General features: G+C 34.3%; 28 protein-coding genes, 2 tRNA genes, 1 pseudogene and 1 riboswitch. Of the genes and pseudogenes, 5 read left to right on the top strand and 26 right to left on the bottom strand.

Translation table 11 applies throughout. From position 1 onward, the window contains the following. Positions 1 to 8 precede the first annotated feature (8 nt). On the bottom strand, positions 9 to 818 hold the full coding sequence (gene pduB / locus IGJ00_RS08115) for a propanediol utilization microcompartment protein PduB (RefSeq protein WP_438844304.1): 810 nt from the start codon (positions 816 to 818) through the stop codon (positions 9 to 11). 10 nt (positions 819 to 828) lie between these two features. Then, positions 829 to 1,110, bottom strand: a complete 282-nt coding sequence (locus IGJ00_RS08120) for a BMC domain-containing protein (RefSeq protein ID WP_071867467.1) — start codon at positions 1,108 to 1,110, stop codon at positions 829 to 831. A 280-nt stretch (positions 1,111 to 1,390) separates the two neighbouring features. Between IGJ00_RS08120 and IGJ00_RS08125 the strand changes: the two genes are divergently transcribed. Further along, the gene (locus IGJ00_RS08125; RefSeq protein ID WP_108173369.1) at positions 1,391 to 2,299 is read left to right on the top strand and encodes a PocR ligand-binding domain-containing protein; all 909 of its coding nucleotides are present in this window, start codon (positions 1,391 to 1,393) and stop codon (positions 2,297 to 2,299) included. Between the two features lie 129 nt (positions 2,300 to 2,428). Beyond that, a riboswitch (cobalamin riboswitch) is annotated at positions 2,429 to 2,596 on the bottom strand. A gap of 70 nt (positions 2,597 to 2,666) precedes the next feature. Here the strand turns inward: IGJ00_RS08125 and IGJ00_RS08130 are convergent. From IGJ00_RS08130 to IGJ00_RS08185, 12 genes are all read right to left on the bottom strand, one after another. Next, the gene (locus IGJ00_RS08130; RefSeq protein ID WP_104871051.1) at positions 2,667 to 3,101 is read right to left on the bottom strand and encodes a EutP/PduV family microcompartment system protein; all 435 of its coding nucleotides are present in this window, start codon (positions 3,099 to 3,101) and stop codon (positions 2,667 to 2,669) included. A gap of 43 nt (positions 3,102 to 3,144) precedes the next feature. Further along, the gene (locus tag IGJ00_RS08135; protein ID WP_142432987.1) at positions 3,145 to 3,495 is read right to left on the bottom strand and encodes a BMC domain-containing protein; all 351 of its coding nucleotides are present in this window, start codon (positions 3,493 to 3,495) and stop codon (positions 3,145 to 3,147) included. 268 nt (positions 3,496 to 3,763) lie between these two features. After that, a complete protein-coding gene (locus IGJ00_RS08140) occupies positions 3,764 to 4,198 on the bottom strand; it encodes a type II toxin-antitoxin system HicB family antitoxin (protein WP_071868108.1) in 435 nt (144 codons plus the stop codon). Between the two features lie 34 nt (positions 4,199 to 4,232). Continuing rightward, positions 4,233 to 4,418, bottom strand: coding sequence for a type II toxin-antitoxin system HicA family toxin (locus IGJ00_RS08145; protein ID WP_086334732.1), 186 nt, complete (start codon positions 4,416 to 4,418; stop codon positions 4,233 to 4,235). A 262-nt stretch (positions 4,419 to 4,680) separates the two neighbouring features. Beyond that, positions 4,681 to 5,088 (bottom strand): NusG domain II-containing protein, encoded by a 408-nt coding sequence (locus IGJ00_RS08150; RefSeq protein ID WP_086334733.1) that lies wholly within the window; start codon positions 5,086 to 5,088, stop codon positions 4,681 to 4,683. A 36-nt stretch (positions 5,089 to 5,124) separates the two neighbouring features. After that, positions 5,125 to 5,502, bottom strand: a complete 378-nt coding sequence (locus tag IGJ00_RS08155) for a hypothetical protein (protein WP_074799133.1) — start codon at positions 5,500 to 5,502, stop codon at positions 5,125 to 5,127. Positions 5,503 to 5,533: 31 nt separating this feature from the next. After that, complete coding sequence (gene rpmF / locus IGJ00_RS08160; RefSeq protein ID WP_071867698.1) at positions 5,534 to 5,701, bottom strand: 50S ribosomal protein L32; 168 nt, start codon at positions 5,699 to 5,701, stop codon at positions 5,534 to 5,536. A 17-nt stretch (positions 5,702 to 5,718) separates the two neighbouring features. After that, positions 5,719 to 5,988, bottom strand: a complete 270-nt coding sequence (gene rpsN / locus IGJ00_RS08165) for a 30S ribosomal protein S14 (RefSeq protein ID WP_065095743.1) — start codon at positions 5,986 to 5,988, stop codon at positions 5,719 to 5,721. 256 nt (positions 5,989 to 6,244) lie between these two features. Further along, positions 6,245 to 6,601 (bottom strand): YxeA family protein, encoded by a 357-nt coding sequence (locus IGJ00_RS08170; RefSeq protein WP_438844305.1) that lies wholly within the window; start codon positions 6,599 to 6,601, stop codon positions 6,245 to 6,247. Positions 6,602 to 6,851: 250 nt separating this feature from the next. Continuing rightward, a complete protein-coding gene (locus tag IGJ00_RS08175) occupies positions 6,852 to 8,258 on the bottom strand; it encodes a C39 family peptidase (protein WP_438844306.1) in 1,407 nt (468 codons plus the stop codon). 226 nt (positions 8,259 to 8,484) lie between these two features. Next, a complete protein-coding gene (locus tag IGJ00_RS08180; RefSeq protein WP_071867695.1) occupies positions 8,485 to 9,192 on the bottom strand; it encodes an ABC transporter ATP-binding protein in 708 nt (235 codons plus the stop codon). A gap of 229 nt (positions 9,193 to 9,421) precedes the next feature. Then, on the bottom strand, positions 9,422 to 10,798 hold the full coding sequence (locus IGJ00_RS08185; protein ID WP_438844307.1) for a hypothetical protein: 1,377 nt from the start codon (positions 10,796 to 10,798) through the stop codon (positions 9,422 to 9,424). Between the two features lie 618 nt (positions 10,799 to 11,416). Here IGJ00_RS08185 and IGJ00_RS08190 point away from each other — a divergent pair. The 4 genes and pseudogenes from IGJ00_RS08190 to IGJ00_RS08205 form a co-directional block, all read left to right on the top strand. Continuing rightward, positions 11,417 to 11,566 (top strand): annotated as a pseudogene (locus tag IGJ00_RS08190) (DUF5960 family protein); the annotation flags it as partial. A gap of 500 nt (positions 11,567 to 12,066) precedes the next feature. Next, positions 12,067 to 12,699 (top strand): SHOCT domain-containing protein, encoded by a 633-nt coding sequence (locus IGJ00_RS08195; protein WP_414458008.1) that lies wholly within the window; start codon positions 12,067 to 12,069, stop codon positions 12,697 to 12,699. 94 nt (positions 12,700 to 12,793) lie between these two features. After that, on the top strand, positions 12,794 to 13,099 hold the full coding sequence (locus IGJ00_RS08200; RefSeq protein WP_100495079.1) for a DUF5960 family protein: 306 nt from the start codon (positions 12,794 to 12,796) through the stop codon (positions 13,097 to 13,099). 1,047 nt (positions 13,100 to 14,146) lie between these two features. Next, the gene (locus IGJ00_RS08205; RefSeq protein ID WP_438844308.1) at positions 14,147 to 14,773 is read left to right on the top strand and encodes a hypothetical protein; all 627 of its coding nucleotides are present in this window, start codon (positions 14,147 to 14,149) and stop codon (positions 14,771 to 14,773) included. 71 nt (positions 14,774 to 14,844) lie between these two features. On the opposite strand, the gene IGJ00_RS08210 is transcribed toward IGJ00_RS08205, so the two are convergent. The 12 genes from IGJ00_RS08210 to IGJ00_RS08265 form a co-directional block, all read right to left on the bottom strand. Next, a tRNA-Ile gene (locus tag IGJ00_RS08210) sits at positions 14,845 to 14,918 on the bottom strand. A 337-nt stretch (positions 14,919 to 15,255) separates the two neighbouring features. Continuing rightward, positions 15,256 to 15,585 (bottom strand): hypothetical protein, encoded by a 330-nt coding sequence (locus tag IGJ00_RS08215; RefSeq protein ID WP_438844309.1) that lies wholly within the window; start codon positions 15,583 to 15,585, stop codon positions 15,256 to 15,258. Further along, positions 15,578 to 17,467, bottom strand: coding sequence for a DEAD/DEAH box helicase (locus IGJ00_RS08220; RefSeq protein ID WP_438844310.1), 1,890 nt, complete (start codon positions 17,465 to 17,467; stop codon positions 15,578 to 15,580). Before IGJ00_RS08220 ends, IGJ00_RS08215 begins: the two co-directional genes overlap by 8 nt. A gap of 707 nt (positions 17,468 to 18,174) precedes the next feature. Continuing rightward, on the bottom strand, positions 18,175 to 18,519 hold the full coding sequence (locus IGJ00_RS08225; protein WP_438844311.1) for a hypothetical protein: 345 nt from the start codon (positions 18,517 to 18,519) through the stop codon (positions 18,175 to 18,177). A gap of 172 nt (positions 18,520 to 18,691) precedes the next feature. Beyond that, positions 18,692 to 18,765: transfer RNA gene (locus IGJ00_RS08230), tRNA-Ile, on the bottom strand. A gap of 270 nt (positions 18,766 to 19,035) precedes the next feature. Next, the gene (locus IGJ00_RS08235) at positions 19,036 to 19,962 is read right to left on the bottom strand and encodes a peptidoglycan recognition protein family protein (RefSeq protein ID WP_438844312.1); all 927 of its coding nucleotides are present in this window, start codon (positions 19,960 to 19,962) and stop codon (positions 19,036 to 19,038) included. An 81-nt stretch (positions 19,963 to 20,043) separates the two neighbouring features. Then, positions 20,044 to 20,301, bottom strand: coding sequence for a holin (locus IGJ00_RS08240; protein ID WP_438844313.1), 258 nt, complete (start codon positions 20,299 to 20,301; stop codon positions 20,044 to 20,046). A 1-nt stretch (position 20,302) separates the two neighbouring features. Then, complete coding sequence (locus IGJ00_RS08245; protein WP_438844314.1) at positions 20,303 to 20,536, bottom strand: hypothetical protein; 234 nt, start codon at positions 20,534 to 20,536, stop codon at positions 20,303 to 20,305. A gap of 17 nt (positions 20,537 to 20,553) precedes the next feature. Then, positions 20,554 to 21,360 carry a hypothetical protein gene (locus IGJ00_RS08250; protein WP_010734001.1) on the bottom strand — a complete coding sequence of 269 codons (807 nt, stop codon included), beginning with the start codon at positions 21,358 to 21,360 and terminating at the stop codon, positions 20,554 to 20,556. After that, entirely contained in the window at positions 21,360 to 21,497 is a 138-nt protein-coding gene (locus IGJ00_RS08255) for a CD1375 family protein (RefSeq protein ID WP_010734000.1), read from the bottom strand. Before IGJ00_RS08255 ends, IGJ00_RS08250 begins: the two co-directional genes overlap by 1 nt. A 37-nt stretch (positions 21,498 to 21,534) precedes the next feature. Beyond that, on the bottom strand, positions 21,535 to 21,648 hold the full coding sequence (locus IGJ00_RS08260; RefSeq protein WP_264082979.1) for a CD1375 family protein: 114 nt from the start codon (positions 21,646 to 21,648) through the stop codon (positions 21,535 to 21,537). A 1-nt stretch (position 21,649) separates the two neighbouring features. Beyond that, positions 21,650 to 21,955, bottom strand: coding sequence for a hypothetical protein (locus IGJ00_RS08265; RefSeq protein WP_438844315.1), 306 nt, complete (start codon positions 21,953 to 21,955; stop codon positions 21,650 to 21,652). Position 21,956: the final 1 nt, after the last annotated feature.

Below are 21,956 nucleotides of genomic sequence, written 5' to 3' on the forward strand. Positions count from 1 at the left end.
TCTCCAATTTAAATATATGATGGCTGATCATTTGTTGGCTCACTACCTAATGTCGCTAATAGTTTGATACCGATTTCGCGAGCAGAAATAACAGCCTGACGGACAGCCCCTGAATCACCACTAAATGTCATCGTGACTTCATTTGAGAAATTCTGTCCATTTTGTGGAGTCGCATAGCTGACCACTTCAATATTCGCCGCCTTCATGGCTGTATCTGCCATCACTACACCGATTGCAGCTGGTGCACCAACGATCAAACCAAATGATTTGCCGATTGGAGTTCCAAATACTTTGTTACACGCATAACTTGCTCTGGCAGTGTATTGACATTCAATGTGGCCTGCTTCATTCGCATACACATCTCCGAACGTGCGAGTATCCACTTCTTTTAACGTCACTTCTACCGCTCGTTTAACATCCGAAACATCATCCCCACCAAAAATGATAAGCGAGCCATGACCAGCGCCACCTTTAGTATCTCTTGGCATTTCGATCGAGATGACTTCTGTGTTTGTTGCTTTGACTGCTTCATCTGCCGCTAAAATATGCGGTCCAGCACCGGTACGAGCACCTACGATACCAATCGATCGATATTTTTTCTCTAATTTCATCGTATCCAATAAGGCTGAATCAACATTTGCGATCACTAAACCAATAGTATCCCCAAATGCTGATGCACCGACAAATTCTGTTAATCCACAATATTTTTCAATCATTTTGCTTGTTCCTCCCGATGTAGTTTCCTTTGTTTCATTCGATTCGATTTTATTCAAAACTTTTTTCAAGATTTCTTCTATTGCTGCATTGCTTTCAACCATTTAAATCACCTCAGTCAGTTAAATTTGGGAGTACTCTCTCAACCTCAGAGTGAGGGCGTGGAATCACATAATTTGAAACAACTTCTCCCACAGAACTAGCTGCTGTCACGCCAGCGTCAACTGCGGCTTTTACTGCACCTACATCTCCTCTGACCATTACAGTGACTAAACCTGAACCGATTTTTTCAGTACCGATCAGCGTTACATTTGCCGCCTTCACCATCGCATCTGCTGCTTCGATCGATCCAATCAAACCGCGAGTTTCAATCATGCCTAAAGCTTCTTGACCCATTGTCATACCTCCTAATTTTAGTAGCGCTTACAAAAACTATCATAATAAAAAAAGATGGGAAATAATTGCCCCATCTTTTTTGTACCTATTGAGATAATAATAATAATTTGCTGTGAATAAAAAAAGAAAACACGACAAATAGGCTTAAATTTAAATAATTCAAGCCAAATAATCTATCAAATTCTTGTCATTTGATAGTCAAAATTGTGGTATTTGTGATGTTTTATACAATAACCTTTGTTTTTCTGTTAAAATAAGTGCCATGAAAGGGGGCTGTTGCATGATTCAAGGTCATCCAAAAGGAATTCATTCAGATAGACTAACAAAGATATTGGAAGAATTTGCATTAGCAGTCGATTATGGCGCTGTTTTAGTTGATATTCACGGCAAAGAAACGTCAAATCTATTTAATTTTTCTCCTTTTTGCCAAAATATGCGAGCAAATCCACAATTCAAACATCTCTGTCAAAAGTGTGATGCTTACGGTGGTTTAGAAGCATCAAAGACTGGAAAACCACACATTTATCAATGCCATGCTGGATTGACGGATATCTCATTGCCTTTGATCCATGATCGACAACTGCACGGTTTTGCACTTTTTGGGCAAGTAAAAGTATCAGATATTGAAGATCATCAAATCGACCGCATTCATCCATCCATCACGAATTGGAAAGAGCATGCGGAGTTGAGGCATGCACGTAATAAGGTACGCGTAGTGAACAGAAAACAGGTCACGGCTGCCGCCTCACTTTTCGAAACGATTGCTCAACATTATGAGAAAGAAGAAAACCATCCTAGAGATCGAATCAAATTCAATATCAAAACAGCTGAACATAAACCGATTAAGTCTAAAAACAAACGAATCGACTCCGACCATGGAGAAATCAATAAAGCAATCGAATATATCAATAAAAATCTCTCTCGCAATATTACCTTAGATGAAGTGGCAAATCATGTCTATTTGAGTCATTATTATTTCAGCAGACTCTTCAAAAAAGAATTAGGCATCAGTTTTGTCAACTACCTTAATAAACAGAGAATCGAACAAGCAAAAGAATTATTACGCCAAACCAATTTAAGCGTTCAAAAAATTGCTTATCGCATCGGTTATACCCAACCGAGCTATTTCTGTAAGTTATTCAAAAAAGAGACCGGAACAACTCCTGCTTCCTTTCGAAGAACGAGCTGATCCACTGAAAGACAGTTGTCCGACTGTCTTTTTGTTTAATAAAAAAATGAAGTGTCTTCGAAAAAACACTTCACTAAACAAACCGTTCAATAGGAATCGGTTTGGCTCGCAAAGTAATTTTCCCAATAAAATCACTTTCACATCATGTAAGGTATCCTGACTTTGCTTCATCCTACTACCTCGCCTTCCCGTAAGTGGCTAAATTGAGGGGTCGTCTGCATATACAGTAAAAAGGGTCTGTCAAGGATTCGCACCTTGTTCCCTTCACATCATGTGCTCATATTTTATTATTTTCAATTATACATTAATTCACAATCGCGGTCAATAGATAACGGAAACGATTTATTTTAAAAATTGTTTTTGGTTTTTATCCATTCGTAGACAAGTGTTTCTCTAACTCATCTAAACCAAAACCTGTTATCGTAGAAACTTCAAATATCTTAGAAGCACCGGCTAACTCCAATAATTCACGGGCTTTTGCTAGCGTCTGCTGATCTGCTAAATCGACTTTGGAAATCACACCGATCACTTCTTTGTTGAATCTCGATGAAAAATAAGGTGGAAAATAGTTTTGTGCACTTGTAATATCTTGAACGAATGCCACTACCTCCGCCTCGATCGAAGCACTGACTAACGCATTGTAGTAAAATTGATTCTCCATAAACTCACCAGGTGTATCGATGGAATCATCGAGATAGTACACTTGTTGAGTCTTGTGATAAGAAATGTCTTTCTTTTGTAGCCACTGTGACAATGTAGTCTTACCGCTACCTGTTTGTCCGATAAAAATCACTCGACGCATCTCTTCACCTATCGTCTCTCATAAATAAATAACTACCAATCATTTAGGTTTTTGTAATGTTAGGCGTATCAAACCCCAAAACCGTACTCATTGTTTGGATGACTTGTTGCAACGCATATTCAACAGAAGATACCTCACCAGTGAAAACGACTGATCCACTAAAGCGATCCATGAAACCAATCGCCACATCTCCAGATTTTTTGGCAATATCTGCCCCAATGATCGATGCCTCACTCGGTGTGATCGTCAAAATACCGATCGCATTACTTGCTTCACTTAATCCAAGTTTTGTAAAAACTTCACGATCTGCATTTGGGATGATATGCGCGAGTGTGACCTGTTTACCAGGAACGTATTCTTGGATCGTTCGTTCGATTTTTCTTTCATTTGCCATTTGTTTGCCACCACCTACAATCTGATAATAACTATATTCTAGCATAGATGAATAAAAGGATTTTGCCTTTGATCCAGTGGAGTAACAAATATTTGCGGCTTGGTATAATTTATTGCGCGATCAAAAAACTGCTATTCTCAACTTTTTCAAAGCTGACAATAGCAGTTTTCTTTTACTTAATAGATGTGATAATCAGACTTTCCTTCTTGTTCAACGGTTATCACTAGTCGATGAGGCAAACAGATACTAGTCTGTCCAGGTTCTTTTCTTATCTATTATTTTTCTCTGAATGAAGAATATCATCCGCTTTATCTGCAATGGATTCTGTTAAAAGGACTGAAAAATTTATCCCCGCACGTTTGCCTAACGTATCGGCCCATCGTGGTATCGTTAAAGTCTTTTTGACAAGTTCTGTATCCTTTAGATATTTAGCAACATCTACACGAATCAATGTCGTAAAGGAATCTTTTTCAGCAAAGACTTCTTTGATCGGCGTCGGCTCTGGTATTTGCTCTTCGTGCTCAATATAGTCCGCTAGAACCATACCTAATACCTCTTGTGCCATAGCAATTCCATAAGAGATATCATCTTCATTGATTCCTGTATAAGCACCCTGAATATCAGGAAATTCAATGAAGTAACCGCCACCTTCTTCGGGTTTAAAAATAGCAGGATATGTTTTTGCTAAAGGTTCGCTTAACATTTCAGTCAATCCCTTCTTGTAATCAAATGCGAGATTATTTCGATCCCGCATCCTTCAAAATTTTTTGCTCAAGTCCTCGGCCTAGATCTTGATTGGCATGAACAGGGACAGTAATTCTAACGCCATCTTTATAAAGGTGATGATGAGAGCCTTCCTGCCTTCGCTCAATCCAGCCATTCTTCTTCAATAACCGAAGCATTTCTTTTCCTGTAAGCGGCATTCTGCACGATACCTCCTTACAAAAACAACTATAGCACGTGCCAACACGTATGTAAAGGTGAGGCTATATTTTTAACGAGCGATTTTTCTTGGTTGATAAATTCTAAATTTTGAAATCATTTAAATAGCTCATGCCATCTTCTTTAATTTTTAAATACATATTTTTTAATGTATGATCATATCCGATTGTACCCTGTTACTCTGGAGAAAAAAAACTACCACCATCAACTTTCTACAAGCTGACAATAGCAGTTTTCTTTTACTTAATAGATGTGATAATCAGACTTTCCTTCTTGTTCAATGGTTATCACTAGTCGATGAGGCAAACAGATACTAGTCTGTCCAGGTTCCGAGATCCAACCTGTTCTTACAGCGATTTGATCGGGGCTATTATCTTCTTTGACTCTGATCTTACCTTCTTGGATTTCGATAATATTGTATTGGGTATCAGATGGATGGTAAGTCACCATCTTGTTACTGATTTCATCTAAATCAAAACGTTCGACTTCTTTTCCGTCGATTTTGACTATCGCATACTTCACGCTATTTTCAGTTTCTGCATTATCAAATGACAAAGCAAAAACAATTGTCGGAGCGAAAGAAGCAACTACCAGAACAAAAATAATGATGATATCCCAAGGTTTTATACCTGATTTACGAAAGTTGTGCATATAGATTGTCCTTTTGGCTTTTCTTATTCTATCCTTTTACCGATCTTCTAAATAGATGTTGATTTGTTGTTCGTCATCATAATCCAGTTGATCCGTTTCAAGCATTTCCATTAATTCTATTTTCAAGTCTACAGGAATCTCCCAGAAGCCGTCAATAGATTTGAACAAATCGGCATCATACTTTTGAAAAATAGGATAAATGTCCAAAAATTCTTCAAAGGATAAGTTTTGTTTTTCGTAATAGTCTTTGACAAAGCCTTGCTCTATCGCATGTTCTGTAGGAAGGCCAGTTTCTGTAATCAGTTTCTTATCGACCATCGCACGATAGAATTCTCCTTTGTCTACAGGTTCGTTTTCCGTTTCCGAATAATATTTGATTCCTTGTTCGACCAATGGCGGATAAATAATTTCCATTTCTTGCAGCCTCCTTGCATCGTCCAATCGATTATTCTGTCACTTTCCGTCCTTTATAATAACCTTTTAAGGAGACGTGATGACTTCGACGATAATCACCAGTCACCTCGTCAAAAGAAATCTCTGGTTTCGTCAAACCTTGGTGTGTTCGTCGTAAACGTTTTTTTGCTTTCGATGTTTTTCTTGCTGGTACTGCCATGACTTTTTCCTCCTATTTTACCAACTTGCTTTTTTAACTCCTGGGATCAATCCTTGATGCGCCAGTTCTCTAAATGTGATTCGAGACATACCAAATTTTCTCATGTAGCCACGAGGACGTCCGTCTGTCTGATCTCTCAGTTTCAAACGATTAGGATTAGACTCTTTTGGTAGCTTAGCTAGTCCTTCATAATCTTTTGCTGCTTTTAACTCTTGACGTTGTTCACTATATTTATTGATCAAAGCTACTTGCTTATTCATTTTTGCAATTTTTGATTTTTTTGCCACTAATAATCTGCTCCTTTATTCCACTTTATATTTATCAAATCGTAATAGTTACGTTTTGGGTAGAACCACAATACCACTTCTTTATTTGTTTGTCAAAAAAGAAATACGAATAAAGTCAATTTATTAACGACTTCAGACTGAGCTCATCTTTCGAGTACATTGAAAAAGCTCCAATGATGTTTATTCTTAGCATCACTGTGAGCTTTTTCTACTATTTAATAAATGGCACACTAATAATTCAACATCCTAGCCATTATTAATTGATTTTTTCCAACGCCTTCGTAGGCACTTCGTTTTCTGCAACTTCATTCCAACCTTTTCCTTGTAACCCTTTTGCATAGATTTTTAAGTATTTACCTTGTTTTAACTCGTGATCCCCTAATTTTTTTACTGTTTGTTGATTGCCAGCTTCGTCGTATCCTTCAAACGTGTAGAGATAATCCTTCCCTTTTTTATCCCCACTACTTGTTTTGACATAGTATTCTTTCACTTCTTTATCAGATAAAAAATTATCCGTTAATGCTTGAAAGCCTTCTGTCTTTGATTCAATAAAAAATGCACCAATTCCTAAAATAAGCGCAATTGCTAATAATCCTTTTACTAGTTTTCCCATTATCATTCCCACTTCCCTATTTTTTTTCACTTCCTGTCTAAATCATACTAAATAGGTATGTGAGTCGGAATCTATTCCACTAGTGATTAGCTTACATTAACGTAACAAAATTTTTTTCTAGCAATTGATTTTGACCTAGCTAGAATTATGCAATAAAAAAAACCGTAAAACCCAAGAAGATAATTCATTCTCGGATTTTACAGGCTATAGAAAAGTATTACTACAACAATTGGTTTTATTATGGTTTAGTCTATCTTACAACTACCGCGTATTTACGTGCATTATAAATATTCTCAAATGTTGTCCGATTCATCCAATAAGAACCACTGATCGGATCTGATACATGGACTTGATTACTTCCTTTATTATATCCATCAAGAGTGACCGCATGATTATTATTCGCTGCGACACCAAAATTCCAATTCCCCCAACGGATTGGTTGGAAATTGATCGTCACCCAAGCAACAACCGGATGGCCATTTTTGACTTCGTTTAGCAACGTATTCATCGAGCTACCTGAAATATTTTGGGCATTTCCGTACTTCTTGCCCCACGTCGTCAAAGGTGCAGGATAAATTGCAGAATAAGTCCATGAATTTTCGACGAATGGGCTGCCAACAAAACCGCTGTTTGGATTACCATTCGGTGATTTAGGGATCGTATTCAAGAATTGAGTCAAACTCCAATTGGTGATCTTCCCTTTATATTGAAGTGCTTGCAATAAAGAAGCCCCTTCACATCCACTTGGCGCACCTAACGCATATTGGTTGTAATTTTTCACACCCAATAGTTTATAGTCCTCTTGATTTTGTTGACCACTACCAACTGCGTACCAACCAACACCTTCATAGACCCAGCCTTGTTTCGTGATTACTTTTTTCTCATTTTCATCTAACGTGTAATGGTGCCAGTTCACTCGTTTACTATATAAACGACTGACAGGAATGGCATTCGCACCTTTATAGGAATACCAACCGATTCCTTCATACTTCCAGCCTTGTTTCGTGATACTATCTCTTTCTTTTGCGTTCATCGTATAAAAATGTTCCCCATTATAGCGATTGTACAAACGATAGACAGGATCACCACTTGTCGGTGCCTGCCAACCAACACCTTCGTAATTCCAACCAATCCTTCTTAAATTATCTCGTTCACCAGTATCTCTCGTGTAAAAATGCTCACCACTATGTGGATTGAATAAACGATACATTGGAATCGTTTGCACAGCTGCTCTAAATAATCTTGGAGAGCCTTCGATCAATTCCTCTTTTGGCGCTTGTGTGATATCCGCTTCGTTTTTACCAGCTTTTTCTGGCGCTTCCAAAGCGACTTCTACTCCATCGACGATTGCAGTTTGTGGTTGCTCTGGTTGAACTTCTGTTTCTTCACTCGCTTGTATTGATGGTGTTTGTTGTGACTCTTGCGTTGGTACCTCTGTTTCTGTCGTTTCTGTCGTTTCTGTCGTTTCTGTCTGCTGACTGACTTCATTTGTTTCTGTATTTTTTATCTGTGGAGCTGCTGACGTTTGAGTCGATTCAGTCGAGGTAGCCATTGTAGACGAATCCTCTGCAAAAACTTGACTCACACCAAACGAACTCGCTAAAATCGCAAGTATCGTGAACCCACAAATCCCCTTAGTAATAAATCCCCTTTTCATCTTTTTCCTCCTCATAAATGAATAAAAAATAGCAATAAATTTAACATAAAATATTCTCTGAAAATATTATAACGACAGTAATATATACTATTATTTAAATTATACATGAATCTATTTTTTTGTCCGAATGATTTGTTTAATTTATTTGAGAACCAAAGAAAGCATACGCTAATTTCATTGAGTAAAACTAGATGGAGCTAAGGTAGAAATGAATGAATCTTATCTTTTAGAATATGAGGTTTTCCAATGCTGGCGAACATATATTATTATGAATGCGCCCATCCTTTAAAACAATTGCTCTGGAAGATTGACTGGCAAGCTCTAGGTCATGAGTCACCATAACGATTGTCTTTCCTTTGCTTACTAATTCTTTCAGTACTTCCATAATAAGGACACGTGAGTGAGTATCTAATGCGCTAGTAGGTTCATCTAAAAATAATATTTCTGGATCTGCTAATATTGTGCGACCAATTGCCACTTTTTGTTGTTCACCACCCGAAAGAGCATCAATGGGTTGGTGTAAATCCGCTTTTAATTCCAATCGTTCTGCCAGAGAATAAACATTTTCCCTTTTTATTTTGTGACCATTCAATGTTCCTGGGAGTACCATATTATCGTAGGCTGACAATGAAGGTATGAGTTGGAAATCTTGAAAAATAAAGCCGATTTTTTTACGGCGAAACTTTGCTAATTTCGCTGCACTCCATCCATAAGGAGATTTGCCATAGATCATCACCTCTCCCTCTGTAGGAGGTAATAAGCTAGAGATACAATGAAGCAACGTTGTTTTCCCTGAACCAGAAGGTCCTACGATTGATACAAACTCTTGTTGTTTTACATCAAAAGAAATATCAGTAAGCACTTGTAAAAGATTTCCTTTCGCAAGCTCTATTTCTTTTTTTAATTCAGTTATTGAAATCACTATCTCTCTCATCGGTCTTAACCTCCAAAAATTTAATAATACTAATAGTACTATCCTTACCACAAAATCATTCTAGTTTATAAATCGAATTCTCATATAGAACTGTAGGGCGCAAACTACTCACTGATAGTAGAAGGATCTCCCCTTTCAGCTATTCCCCAACTTCTTTCAATCTGAATTTATTACTCTCTTATGATTGGTTCAACTAAAACAGATGGATTCTTTTAGTATACTAATAAATCTACTCCACATACTTCTTTGATGTATGACGCTCAAACCAATAAATGGAAATAAAACACAAACCGAAGACAACAAAATTTCCTAACGATAATAGAATATTAATCGACCAATTCGCCTTAAAAATATTGCCCCCACCCAGATAGGTCACTCTTAATAATGGAATCGCAAACATTATTATTCCAATGAAAGTAACTACTATTGAGATAAGTGAAACTATACTGATTTCAATGATTCTCATTTTAAAAATCCAATTTGGTGTACATCCAGTATAAAAGTATTCTTTAGATTCAACTTTTGTTTTAATTCTAAAAAGAAAAATTGACACAAATACATTGGCCAAGCTGATGAGTATTGGAGCACCAAATACAAAAATAAGGTTGATGACCAAATCTGAAATATAAGAGTTATCATTTGTACCATCAATCAGTAGTTTAGTGTTGAGAAACAAAGCTATAAAATTCCCAACTAGCAAAGTAATGATGCTGACAGGACGAATTAATTTTATTAATTCTTCTATATTGTATTGCATATTGTAAAATGCAGTGCGGAACATTGGATTCTTTGTCATTTTGGGTAATCCAACAATTATATGTACGATCCCTCGAAATATGGGACGAATCAAAAAATTCATAGTCATAAGTATAGAAAGCCACAGAAGGAGCAATAAATTCATTGAGTTACTCATACTTTGAGTATATTCTTTTATTAAAGTTGGATCAGGAATATTTTTGAAATATAAATATACTGTCGCACCTACGCTTATGAGTAACGCAATTATTCCCAAAAATCTACCACTGTTCTTCGTTTTATTAGATGCTCTATGAGAGGAAAGGCTTCCCTTTCTTTTCTTATAGTTTTTAAGACAATAGCGCATACATGTATATAGAATAATTGCTAGTTGAATCATTATCACAGCAAAAATGATATTCCATGAGAACTGAAGAGGGATATGTACAAGAGATTCTTTAGCAGCACTCGAAGGTAATGTGGATAAAAAAAGCTGTGAAGATTTTAAGGAGAAGCAGCCTCCAAAAAAGGCTCCAATCATACCGATTAATGACATTTGACCAGTCATTACCAAACTAATTTGAGCTGGAGAAGCCCCTAAAAGAAGCAATATGTCATTTGTTTCATCAAAAAAATCTATACACTGTTTCATTGCATTGGTAGTCAATAAAAACAACACTACTATCCCTATAACGATTGGTAACTGCATAAAAACACCATAATCAACCGAACTGTTAAGATCAGCCCTACTTAACGCATTTAATATCACGAAAGCAGTGCTAAATATTAAACCAGAAACAATAAAAATAGGTAGTATTGATAGCCAAATATTCCAATGCTGTAAAAATTGCTTAATAATTAACTTAAACATTTACCAGCAGCCTCCTTATTTAGTATTTCTAAATTTAAGGTAGCATAAGAAAATTGTAGTAACAATTAGACTTTAGCCTTATTCTGAAAGGTATTACTCTAATTACAAAGTAATAAATACGACTATATTTTTGTTAGTAAAATTAACCATTAAGGATTATGACTCGACAATGGATTCTTTCTGTCCAAATAAAAAGAACAGAAAGAAGTTAACTCCTTCTTACTGTCCAAATTATTCTAAGATTTCTCTTTGCCAACATCATTTTGACAAAGAATCAAAATCATTTAGTATTCTCATTTTGAAATAGCTATTTCTTCGTCTTATCCTCATCCATTTTCAGAACGGCCATGAAGGCTTCTTATAGTCTTGTATTCTAAAAGCATTACGTACATTTTCAATAAGTTTTAATTTGCTTCATGTAGAAGTCTTTTCAATTGCTGGATGTTCTATTGTTTTTTCACGCTACTTCGTATTATTTCAAATTTTTTCGTGATTTTATATATACCCCGTGGGATAAATGTGGGAGATATTAACTTTATTTAAGATTTACAAAAAAACTTTCGTTAGTATTTTTAAGGTGAACTTTATATTCTAATGTAATGAAAAACACAATTATAGTTTAGATTTAATTCTTCGAATAGATTTTTTAAAAGATTTTTATTAAGTACGGGATTCAGAAGCGTTCTTTTTAGAAATCGAGAACGGTTTATTAATAAATCTCTACTATTCCTATAAAACCACTTTAAAATACCTGCTGCGAAAACAAAACCCCAGATTCTCAAATAGAAGCAAGTATACACTATAGAAAACTTGTAAATGAAGATGAGGAAAAAGACACATAGAAACTACATGAATACTCATATAATCACACGCTAATTCATAAACTCTAATGCTATTCTTGCTGAGCTAAAAGAAGTAATTGCAGAACGAAAAATAGAACTCAGTCAACTATAATTGGTTTAGTTTTTTTCTATTGAAATACTATTAATCAAATACATTCCTAAATATTATTTATATTATTATTCCAACATTATATTAGAGTGTAGAAAAACTAATAAATTTGCTTTTTCTATTTTATTTGCAGAATGTGATTGCATAACCTTTTTACAATCCTTGCTCCTATTTTGCCCCTTGTGAATAGTTGTTTTAGGCTAAATTACATTCTTGAGTCTATTTACTAAATGAATAGAAATTATTCAATACAGATAGGTTCTGAATTTAATTTCTGATACAATGAATTTATAAAATTAATGAAAAGAGGAATGGGTATGGGCTTGTTTAGCAGCAAGGCAGATAAAGAAAAGGCGAAACGTGAAAAAGCAAATCGCAAAGCTGAAAACGAAAAAATACTAGAATACTTTAAGAACCATAGTGACTACAACGTTGGCGACATGTATTTCGATGATAAACATGGTAAAATTTTTATAAAGAAATCTCTTACAATGAACAAATCACAAGCTGTATACAATTACGATGAACTAATTACCTACACGCCTATATTTGAAGGTGGAAAAATAAAAAAACATCACGGCATTACTCGTGCAATAGTTGGTGGAGTTATAGCTGGTCCTGTTGGTGCTGTTGTTGGAGCTGGGACTGGTGGAAAAGAATTCGATACTATTAAGCGATTAGGATTTATTCTTCACCTTACCGAAAACCGTTCTCAAAAATACATGCTTATTATTTCAGAATCTAAAACAGACAGTTTCTTAACAAAATCTACAATGGAAGATTATAACAACATAGCAGCTAAATTAGATCAAATCATTTCTTCAAATACTAAAGAGTCCTTTCCCTCTGGAAGCTATGCCGATGAGTTACGAAAATTCAAAGGCCTTCTTGACGACGGAATAATCACTCAAGAAGAATTTGATGAAAAGAAAAAGGAATTGTTAGGTTAATAACTTTGTGCCTGTTCAACAGGCTTTTTTCTTTACCTTCTGTTCGCTTTACAAAAAGAACGTAAGTTCGTAAAATCGAACAAGGGGGAGAAAAATGATAATCCATAAAAATGTAATGCTCTGGTTCTTTCATGATCCAAAGAAAAAATTCGAAAAAGAACTATATAAATACTGGAATTCCGAAATTGATTTCAAACTTGCCGAAAACAAGCTATTAATCCACTTATACGAATCAAAGAAAAACTATTTTATGCTACCTGCTTCTAAGACAAAAAATAATATGAACGTATATTTTTTATTCGATATTATCACAGATGTTCCTAATACAAGAATGCAGCATCGAAGGTATGATTTTAGGAAACGCTTGTTTATAAATCCTGAGCAGATTGATTTGGCATGAGTAATCGCTTATTCACTCTAACAAAAAACACCTGCTCATATAAGAGCAGGCTACCTTAGGATAAAGAATCTTCTGAATGTGGATACTTAAATCTTACTATCATTTTACTTTAGGTTCAAATAATATGTTTTTTTATGTATACCACTCTGAAGAGTGGCACGTACGTTAATATGGGAATTATTTGGTCAGCTTCACATTACTAGAGTTTGACCCCGCATTCAAGTAATACGCTTTCCTTGCTGTTTAAAATACATGTGATAGAATCATAAAAAGAGTACCAATGCGCACGCTGAAAACTTCCCCAAGTTTTTAAAACTTTGTCCATTGGTACTCTTTTTTTAGAATGATTCCTATTCACACCTTATGGGTAACCAGTGATTATTGCAAGTACCTTGTCTTAATCTGAGAATTCTTAAACTTTGATCGAATCTTATTTTAAACAAAAAAATACCCGCTCGTAAAGAGCGGGATGTAAAAAAAGCAATGTTGTTAGGGTGATACAATAAGATTACTATCTTTTTATCTATTATTCAACTTATATAATCATTTTGTTGCCTAAATTACGTATGTTATAATTAATAAAGAGAGTATCGATATGCACGCTATAGACTTCCCCAAAAGTTTTTAGTTATTGATACTCTCTTTTATAATGGTGCCTACGGATAGTTTAAGGCTAACCTAAATTTATTGCAAGCGTTTTGTTTTTATGTTTTTTCAGATTTTCCCATAAAAAAAGACCCACTCCAGAGAATGGGCGGGTATTAAAAAACGAATTCTTAGTACTGAGGATAACTTAAGGGTACTATGATTTTATTTATTGTTCAAGTCATGTGCTTTTTTTATCAGAGAAAACCTAGTTATATTATCAAAGGTTAGGTTTTGATTGGAAATATAGACAAGTTGCTACAATTAATTGAAGAACGTAAAAAAGACCTCTCCCACGATTGATGGGCGAGTTTCTTTTTATTTAATATTGTTCTTCCTTGCTACCATTTCATTTGATATGATAATTTTGTAACGGAAATTATTATGAAATGAGGAATAAAAATGAAAAAGTTTAGTTGGTTAGTTTTAACTGGGTTATTTCTACTGATGTTGTCGAGTTGTTCAACAAATAAGAAAGAGGACAGCTCTGAAATATCTTCTACGCAACAAACGACGTCAACAACGCAAACATCTTCTACTTTAAGTTCAACAACCTCTGAAAATACACAAATCACTGAGACAACAAACATTGAAGAAACAACTTCTACTGAACCAGTTCAAACTACTATCCAAAATACAACTACTTCAACTGCTGTCGTGCAAGAAGAAAGTTATGAAGAAATGAAACAACGTACGCTAAATTCTATGCCTGCTGAAAGAGCGAGTTGGAACGATAAAGAATGGGAAGCTTTTGGAATGGCATTATACGAAAATGGATTAGCTTTAGACGATGCTGGTAACATCATTACTCAAGCTGAAGCTGAACAACAGGCTGCTGCAACACAAGCAGCTCAATCTGCAGAACCATCAACTTTGACAGAATTCATCAATAAATATGGGATGTCTCCAGTTGCCTATAAAATGCAATATGAAGGAATGAGCGAAGAAGAAGCTTTACGAAGCACACCAAATGATATGAAATCCTCTGGAGAAATACAAAGAGGATTTATAGAGTACGGTATTCAATAAATCGTCCAATAATAAAATTTATATTATAGAACATAAAACCTCGCTCACGATAAATGAGCGAGGTTTTTATATGTACCCTGTAGGACTCGAACCTACGACCGTATGGTTATGAGCCGTCTGCTCTGACCAACTGAGCTAAAGATACAGGTTGTTGCTACAATAATGTAAGAGAAGTTATTATGTGAAGTTATTTTTTGTGGCAACAAATCTACTATCGTATTGATTAAAAATACATAGGTATGGATGATAGTCGTTGTATACGATAACATATTTATTTTATCACGATGAAATAAATATTTATTCTAAATTTTTTAGAATAAAAGAACCACCCGAAGGTGGATAGAAATGGTGTTTATTTTGTTTATAAATGCTTTATATAACTTTATATTTTTATCTAAGCTAATTATCTGGATCAAATTAAAATATTCAATTAAAATTTCCGGGTCAAAAAAACTTCATCTAACGTGAGGTATATATGTTTTTTATAAGACATTTTTATTTGAATTTTCGTCATTAATATCATAAAGTTGCAGAAGTCTATCTAATTCTAATTTTCTATCAAACAAAACTATGTTCTCTTCATCATAGAATGAGTTGATTTTTATTAAAAAATCTCTAGAATCGAACTGGTAAAAATGTTTAACAATTGATGCATGTTCTTGTTCAATCAATGTACAAGTAATGCCAGTCTCATTTTTTCCATAATTGATACCTTTGTAGTTTTCTAATTTTATATTATCTAATAAATTTTTAGGAGTTAATATCGGTTTTTCTTTAAGTTCGTATATTCTTTGCATATTAGTTTTATTCATTAAAATATTCACCTTTCAAATACTCGTCCACATATTGCTGTTGTTGATCAAGCAAAATAGCTGCACGGGCATAATCGTCATTCGACCATAAATCACGTTTTCTACCAATTTTATTCTTCAAATAACTATTAAAATAAGTGGCTAATGCCCCACCATTATTTTTTATTTTTCCAGGAATCCACGAATATTTACCATTGAAAAATGGAAGATTTAAAATTTCATCCCCTTGAAGCTCTAAACCATGTCTATTTAGAATTTCCGGCACTATTTGTTGCGTTATCATAGCATATGTTGTTTTCTTTCTCTGTTTCAAAAGAAGATCTGGGCGTTTGAATTCACTTTCTTGTGTCTCTTGTTCATCAATTATACTTTCAGCCTGCGATTCTGTCACGTTTAAAATACTAATTAACTGATTAATTTTTTCTCTTCTTTCCTCTACTTCCTTTTGTCTTTTTCTTAATAACTGAGTTTCTATATAAGATGTTTTAGATAACTCACCTGATCCTGAATCATGAACTTCTCCTAAATTGACTAAATTTTTATTTCCTTTCCTTTTCTCGTCATTATCGTCATCTTCAAAGTTAGTATCTGGTAGCTTCCTAATCTCGTCAATAAATTCACTTTCCTGCAATTGCTCCTTATAATAATCCCATAAATCATCCAAATTAAGATTTTGATGTACTACTACACTTCCAACATTATCGTCACTTTTTTTCATTTCTTCTTCTGGTATTGTTCTTAAAATCCGTCCAATAAATTGCTCATACGGAAGTATATTTTTAAATACTCTAAAAATAGCAGCCACAGAAAGATATTTATGATCATATCCTTCTCCCATCAAACTAACATTTACAATTACATCATATCTATGGTTGTCAATATCATTAAATATTTGTCGTCTTTCATCTGGATGCTGTTCATGATAAACAGCTATTGCACGTAAATTGGTATATTCCTCATATAATTCTGCTATATGTTTTGCTTCTTCAATATTTGGAGCAGCTGCAATAATTTTGTGGGGTACTGTAGTATCCTTTCTTTTACTATTTAAGATTTCTTCACTTTTCTTTATAACACTAATTTTACACTCGTCTGAATATGAAACAGACTTTGCTACCCAATCCTCGCTATAATTAGGGTTGCTTAGAATTTCATCTACAGTGTATAACGTGTCATCTTCTTCAATTTTTAAATAAAGCTTATCTGGAATATAGTTGAATTTTTCCAATGATTTCACGTACATATTACTCATAGCTTGGCTCAGTTTATATTTATAAACCAGCTGTCCTACTAATTCTTTTTTATCTGTTCTGTAAGGAGTAGCCGTTATCTTTACAACTTTAGCATTTGAAAAATGATTAAAAGCTTCTATCCAAGTTCTTGCTTCAGCATGGTGAGCTTCATCGATTATAATCATATCAAAAAAATCTTCTGGATATTGATTTACCAATGACGTAATATTTCTACTTTGCATACGTTGGATATTCACTAAAACAATATTAGCATCTTCCATATGATCTTTTCTGGTGTCTTTTCCTTCATATACAACTAGAGTTGGTAATTTCCTAGGGTCCTTGATTACTTTTCTTTTAGACCAAAAATTATTGCTATCTTCAGGATTTAAACTTGCTTCAATTGTATCCAAAATAGTTAGCTGTGGAGCAATAATTAATACTCTACCTTTAGAAATATTGAACGGAGTAATAGCCATTAAACCTGTTTTACCAACTCCCGTTGGAAGAACTACTATTGCATGACTATTTTTTTTCTCCAATATAAAATGGTTATAGAGTTCCGCGTATGCTTCGACTTGGGGTTCTCTTAATTCTTCATTTCTGAGTATATTTGTTTCTACATCTAAAAAATAGTTTAGATTTACCATTTTTTCAACTCCTACATCAATTATTTTCTTAACGACATAAAGTCAATAAATCCGTCAAAATTTAAACACTATACTACACTAATATAATATCATTAAATAACTATCTAAAAAGAGTTTATTTTGATTTCTGTCAGTAAAATTCTAAAATTAGCAAGATTAACTAAATTTATTAGTTATATAGTTTATCAACCCTTTTAATATGGATTGATAACATTTTTACAATATCTATACAAATTTTGATTCATATTAATTATTAATAAAAACGGGCAGCAAAATTTTTGACCACCTCAACAATTATAATATTTAACTAATAAGTACTAACACAGCTATAAACAATAAAAATAGAATGCAAAAAAATTTCTTCAAAAATGCTGAAATTATCCAATTATTTCCACCCACAACAAATTGGAATAAAGTGGATTCTACATACGCTGATACTATATACACTCCTGCTAGAAACAAAGAGATATTTTTTTCGTCTATTTCAGAAGGATATTTAACAATTGAAAAAATAATACTTAAAAGAGAAACAATAAAAAGTAATATAGGAAAGATTAGAAATTCAATAGCTCTAATAATTCTACTCATAATATCCTTTTCTCTACCACATTTTTTTATTTTTCTAACATATCTGTGAAAAATATATCTAAAATATAGTGAAAGAGAAAATGAACTAACTATTACTATACAAAATCCTAATGTTTGAGTTAAAGAATCGATTTTTTCATGAAAAATAAAACTATACATATAACTGGACATATTATTAGAAATGATTTGTTATAGGCAACTAATCTACCTAAATTTTCTCTAAATATCTGATCTTCTATTATTTCTTTTTGGTGATTTTTTACTAATGTAGACTCTTGAATTTGTGTAGCCATAATGTTTATAGATGAATTCTTGCCGTTAGTACTAATATCACTAAATTTTTGTACTTGATTATTACTAATTTCTTGTTTATTGTCTAATGATTTTTTGTCTTGAAATATTCCACAAACAGTAGTCACTAAAGTAATCACTGAACTATCCATAGTAAGAATTGGTTCAATCATTCGTTAACTCCTTTTTTAATTATAACAATTTATATCTATTAAAAAATACTAGTATCATCTATAGAATTAAACCTAAGTATATTTCTATGTTAGATTACTAAAAAGTGCTGCACTCAAATATAACATTTATTTCTCCTTAGTTGAAATTTTAATAAATTTTAAACATACTATATATACCCTGTAGGACTCGAACCTACGACCGGACGGTTATGAGCCGTCTGCTCTAACCAACTGAGCTAAGGGTACAAGATATTTTGTTAAATAAGCATTTTTTACTATTATATAAAATTAAATAGCGAAATTTACTCACTTATTGGATTAACAAATAGTATATTTTAGAACAAAAGCTTATATAATCAAAGAGTCAAAACTGCTATTATAAAAATACACATGCTCACTCATGTTACTACAGATAATAGTCTTTATATGTACTGCCCCTCACTCGATATACACCCCAAAAAAGTTAGAATTAAGATTTAATTTTAGGGTGTGCGCATCAGACGAGGGGATATTTTTTTATCGCTTAGGAATCGTCAAAACATACTCAGGGAATCGAATGTCGACTGTTTGTCCATTGATCGTATTTCCGTTCGGATCATTTGTTCGTCGCAACATTGGAAAGACTCTTTTCCCTGCAAATTTTCGGATATCTAGTGTGCCATCCAAACCAAATCGCAGGCCACTAGGTAATCCATAGGCTGCATTCACATCATCTCTAATAATACCTGCTGATCGACAGCGCCCAATTTCGACATTCGGATTGTCGGCATCCATCCAGAAGACGTATCCTTGATTTAAATAAGCTGCACCGTTGATTGGAACTAACCAAGCACCAATTCGAAAAATACCAAGAGATAGCTCATTAAACACTTCTAGCTTACCTACATAATTACCAACAGTTTTTGGTGGGCTCGCCAAGATAATTTGATCATGCGTCTGTGGTTGATTCTGAACAGTATTTACATTATTGGTCTGATTCACTCGATTTCGAATCGTACCTAGTCTTGAGTACAAGAATGGTCCTGGGCAAACAGTAGCGGCGCCTGGGGCATCTCTATGACCAATGACTGCAACTTTTTTCCCAAGTCGTTTCTCGATATCCTGAATTAAACGGACTAACGAATCGATAGTCTTCTCCGACACTTGCCAATTTGGCGCTCCTGTCGTGTTTGTGCACTCGATTCCAATGGAATAATTATTCGCCCGATTAGCATGCCAAGCGATCTTATTTTCATCAATGTATGCTCGAATTGTCCCATCTGGACCAATACCATAGTGTGCGGATGCTTCGACATTTCGCCAGATTTCAGGCATGCTGTTAAAATTTGTCCCCGCTTGATGATGGACCACGACCGTTGTAATTTGTGCATTGGTTCGAGTGCCAGACCATTTTGTTCCAAAGTTTTCAAACTGATATCTTGTCGCTAAACTTGAAATTCCCATCGTAAATTCCTCCAATTTTCTAATAAAAAAGAGTAACCGTTTGGCTACTCTTTTTCTTTATTTATCATTTTTCTTGTTAAGTTATTCATCTAAATGGATAACACTGTTTCCTAAATCAAATAATCCGCCAGCGGCTAACCCTGATACAGCCCCTGCCCATGCGTAGATTGCTAAATCTTGTGGTGCTAGGGTCACTGCGTATAGCACGCCTAACAAAATACCCGCAATCATATTGATCACGGGTAAGAGTTTGTAATCCTTCATTTGTGTTTTGATTAACCCTGTGACACCGACGACTAGTGGTGTAATAATACTTGAAGCAGCTAAGATTTCAGTCATTTTATTTTCTCTCCTTTCCAATTTGCTTAAAAATAGATCTGATTTGTTCTTCGATAATTGATAGCCGATTGCCATACTCAGCCTGGCTTTTTTCTACACGGATGATCGTCTTTTCTAACTTTCCTAACGTGTGATCAAGTTTCGTGAACATCGCATAAAATTTCGCCACACCCACCATTAATGATCCACCGAGTGTAAGAATCGCGATCCACTCCCCGATTGTAATTCCCTCCATAAGTAACCTCCTTTATATCAAACTTCTCGAATTTCCCGTAAAACAGCCTTTAATCCTTCAGAACTCACATTCCCACCATGTCCCCAAATTGAATTAGAAGAATAATCCACTTGAATTCTCTTATTGATCCAGTTACTACTAGAATTTAATACTTGACTCACATGTAAACCTGCTCGTTTAGGTAAAAATTGTGTCGTAAAATCATAATTCCATGCTGAACCGTTAGCGTAAGGTGCCCAGATCAGTAATAGTCCTGAATTAAGATCCTCGAATTTTTTAGAAAGTCTTATGATGTGACTCGTATTCATAGTCAATATTCCTGTCCAAAGGGGAAGACTTTCAATGAGCGAATCATTATAATTTGTTGTGTTCTTTGTAATAATGGCAGTAGTTCCTGAAGTTGTATAACTACACAACGGGAATGTAACTACCCTATCCCCTGCTAAAGTATTTCCATTAATTAAATGGTTAACTGCCTCTAAACGAACCTGATTATTTGTCCAAGAGTAATTCTCACTATCTGCTGGAAAATCATCAGTTGGAATTACCGATTCATTTAAATCAATCGTTAAACAAACATACCCACTTGAATTTGCTGGAAGAGTAATACTTTGTGCTTCTTTCACATATACCATTCTACCTTGTATAATCGCACTACCACTGGCAACTCTTACATCCAAACCACTGGAAGATAATTCTAATCCTTGTTCATAACCAGAAATCACATAACTTCTTTTTCTTGCTAATGCATGGTACATTTTCGCATCATTTTCAGCACTGATTTTTATATTGTCAAATTGATATCCATCTACATTTCCAGCCATCAGTCCACCTCTTTAAATGTCAGTTCAGGTAATCCCATCTCAACCAAAACTTCTTTTACTTGTTCACGTATGATCTTTGGAACATCTTCAATTTTTTTCTTTTCTTTTATGATTAACGTTGCATATACAATGACCATTGTCTTATACTCCTTTTTTAAAATAAAAAAGACAATCCTACATCTCAGCCTGTTGAGATAAGATCGCTTTGACTTCTTTCTGGATTTTTTTAGGTACATCTTCAATTTTTTTTAACCCCTTGTTGATTAATTCAATATATATTTTTATCAAGTTATCCTCTTCCTAGAATCAATTCATATACTTCTGTTAAAGCTAACTGAGTTTCTGTTAGTTGCTCTTCTTGTCTTTTTACATTTTTTTCTAAATGTTTATAAAGTACTTGAAGATTATCAACCTGCTCACTAAGCACACTATTCTCTAACTCTTGCCAGCGATTTTCTGTTGGAACAAAAAACTGGTTGGCTAATGCAATTTCCTCTATCGGTGGAACATCAGTAAAAGGGACCTGAATTGGGAAATCATCTGAGACTTCTAGCTCTTTTCCGCCAGTACGTCCATACTGCCAAATTTTTTTCATT

The organism is Enterococcus sp. AZ062 (assembly GCF_051715065.1).
Taxonomy (GTDB): domain Bacteria; phylum Bacillota; class Bacilli; order Lactobacillales; family Enterococcaceae; genus Enterococcus_B; species Enterococcus_B mundtii.

What these genes read in the sequence shown, in the direction of transcription:
- pduB (WP_438844304.1), bottom strand. Translation starts at nt 818, where the DNA reads ATGGTTGAAAGCAATGCAGCAATAGAAGAAATCTTGAAAAAAGTTTTG.
- IGJ00_RS08120 (WP_071867467.1), bottom strand. Translation starts at nt 1,110, where the DNA reads ATGGGTCAAGAAGCTTTAGGCATGATTGAAACTCGCGGTTTGATTGGA.
- IGJ00_RS08125 (WP_108173369.1), top strand. Translation starts at nt 1,391, where the DNA reads ATGATTCAAGGTCATCCAAAAGGAATTCATTCAGATAGACTAACAAAG.
- IGJ00_RS08130 (WP_104871051.1), bottom strand. Translation starts at nt 3,101, where the DNA reads ATGCGTCGAGTGATTTTTATCGGACAAACAGGTAGCGGTAAGACTACA.
- IGJ00_RS08135 (WP_142432987.1), bottom strand. Translation starts at nt 3,495, where the DNA reads ATGGCAAATGAAAGAAAAATCGAACGAACGATCCAAGAATACGTTCCT.
- IGJ00_RS08140 (WP_071868108.1), bottom strand. Translation starts at nt 4,198, where the DNA reads ATGTTAAGCGAACCTTTAGCAAAAACATATCCTGCTATTTTTAAACCC.
- IGJ00_RS08145 (WP_086334732.1), bottom strand. Translation starts at nt 4,418, where the DNA reads ATGCCGCTTACAGGAAAAGAAATGCTTCGGTTATTGAAGAAGAATGGC.
- IGJ00_RS08150 (WP_086334733.1), bottom strand. Translation starts at nt 5,088, where the DNA reads ATGCACAACTTTCGTAAATCAGGTATAAAACCTTGGGATATCATCATT.
- IGJ00_RS08155 (WP_074799133.1), bottom strand. Translation starts at nt 5,502, where the DNA reads ATGGAAATTATTTATCCGCCATTGGTCGAACAAGGAATCAAATATTAT.
- rpmF (WP_071867698.1), bottom strand. Translation starts at nt 5,701, where the DNA reads ATGGCAGTACCAGCAAGAAAAACATCGAAAGCAAAAAAACGTTTACGA.
- IGJ00_RS08170 (WP_438844305.1), bottom strand. Translation starts at nt 6,601, where the DNA reads ATGGGAAAACTAGTAAAAGGATTATTAGCAATTGCGCTTATTTTAGGA.
- IGJ00_RS08175 (WP_438844306.1), bottom strand. Translation starts at nt 8,258, where the DNA reads ATGAAAAGGGGATTTATTACTAAGGGGATTTGTGGGTTCACGATACTT.
- IGJ00_RS08180 (WP_071867695.1), bottom strand. Translation starts at nt 9,192, where the DNA reads ATGAGAGAGATAGTGATTTCAATAACTGAATTAAAAAAAGAAATAGAG.
- IGJ00_RS08185 (WP_438844307.1), bottom strand. Translation starts at nt 10,798, where the DNA reads ATGTTTAAGTTAATTATTAAGCAATTTTTACAGCATTGGAATATTTGG.
- IGJ00_RS08195 (WP_414458008.1), top strand. Translation starts at nt 12,067, where the DNA reads ATGGGCTTGTTTAGCAGCAAGGCAGATAAAGAAAAGGCGAAACGTGAA.
- IGJ00_RS08200 (WP_100495079.1), top strand. Translation starts at nt 12,794, where the DNA reads ATGATAATCCATAAAAATGTAATGCTCTGGTTCTTTCATGATCCAAAG.
- IGJ00_RS08205 (WP_438844308.1), top strand. Translation starts at nt 14,147, where the DNA reads ATGAAAAAGTTTAGTTGGTTAGTTTTAACTGGGTTATTTCTACTGATG.
- IGJ00_RS08215 (WP_438844309.1), bottom strand. Translation starts at nt 15,585, where the DNA reads ATGAATAAAACTAATATGCAAAGAATATACGAACTTAAAGAAAAACCG.
- IGJ00_RS08220 (WP_438844310.1), bottom strand. Translation starts at nt 17,467, where the DNA reads ATGGTAAATCTAAACTATTTTTTAGATGTAGAAACAAATATACTCAGA.
- IGJ00_RS08225 (WP_438844311.1), bottom strand. Translation starts at nt 18,519, where the DNA reads ATGATTGAACCAATTCTTACTATGGATAGTTCAGTGATTACTTTAGTG.
- IGJ00_RS08235 (WP_438844312.1), bottom strand. Translation starts at nt 19,962, where the DNA reads ATGGGAATTTCAAGTTTAGCGACAAGATATCAGTTTGAAAACTTTGGA.
- IGJ00_RS08240 (WP_438844313.1), bottom strand. Translation starts at nt 20,301, where the DNA reads ATGACTGAAATCTTAGCTGCTTCAAGTATTATTACACCACTAGTCGTC.
- IGJ00_RS08245 (WP_438844314.1), bottom strand. Translation starts at nt 20,536, where the DNA reads ATGGAGGGAATTACAATCGGGGAGTGGATCGCGATTCTTACACTCGGT.
- IGJ00_RS08250 (WP_010734001.1), bottom strand. Translation starts at nt 21,360, where the DNA reads ATGGCTGGAAATGTAGATGGATATCAATTTGACAATATAAAAATCAGT.
- IGJ00_RS08255 (WP_010734000.1), bottom strand. Translation starts at nt 21,497, where the DNA reads ATGGTCATTGTATATGCAACGTTAATCATAAAAGAAAAGAAAAAAATT.
- IGJ00_RS08265 (WP_438844315.1), bottom strand. Translation starts at nt 21,955, where the DNA reads ATGAAAAAAATTTGGCAGTATGGACGTACTGGCGGAAAAGAGCTAGAA.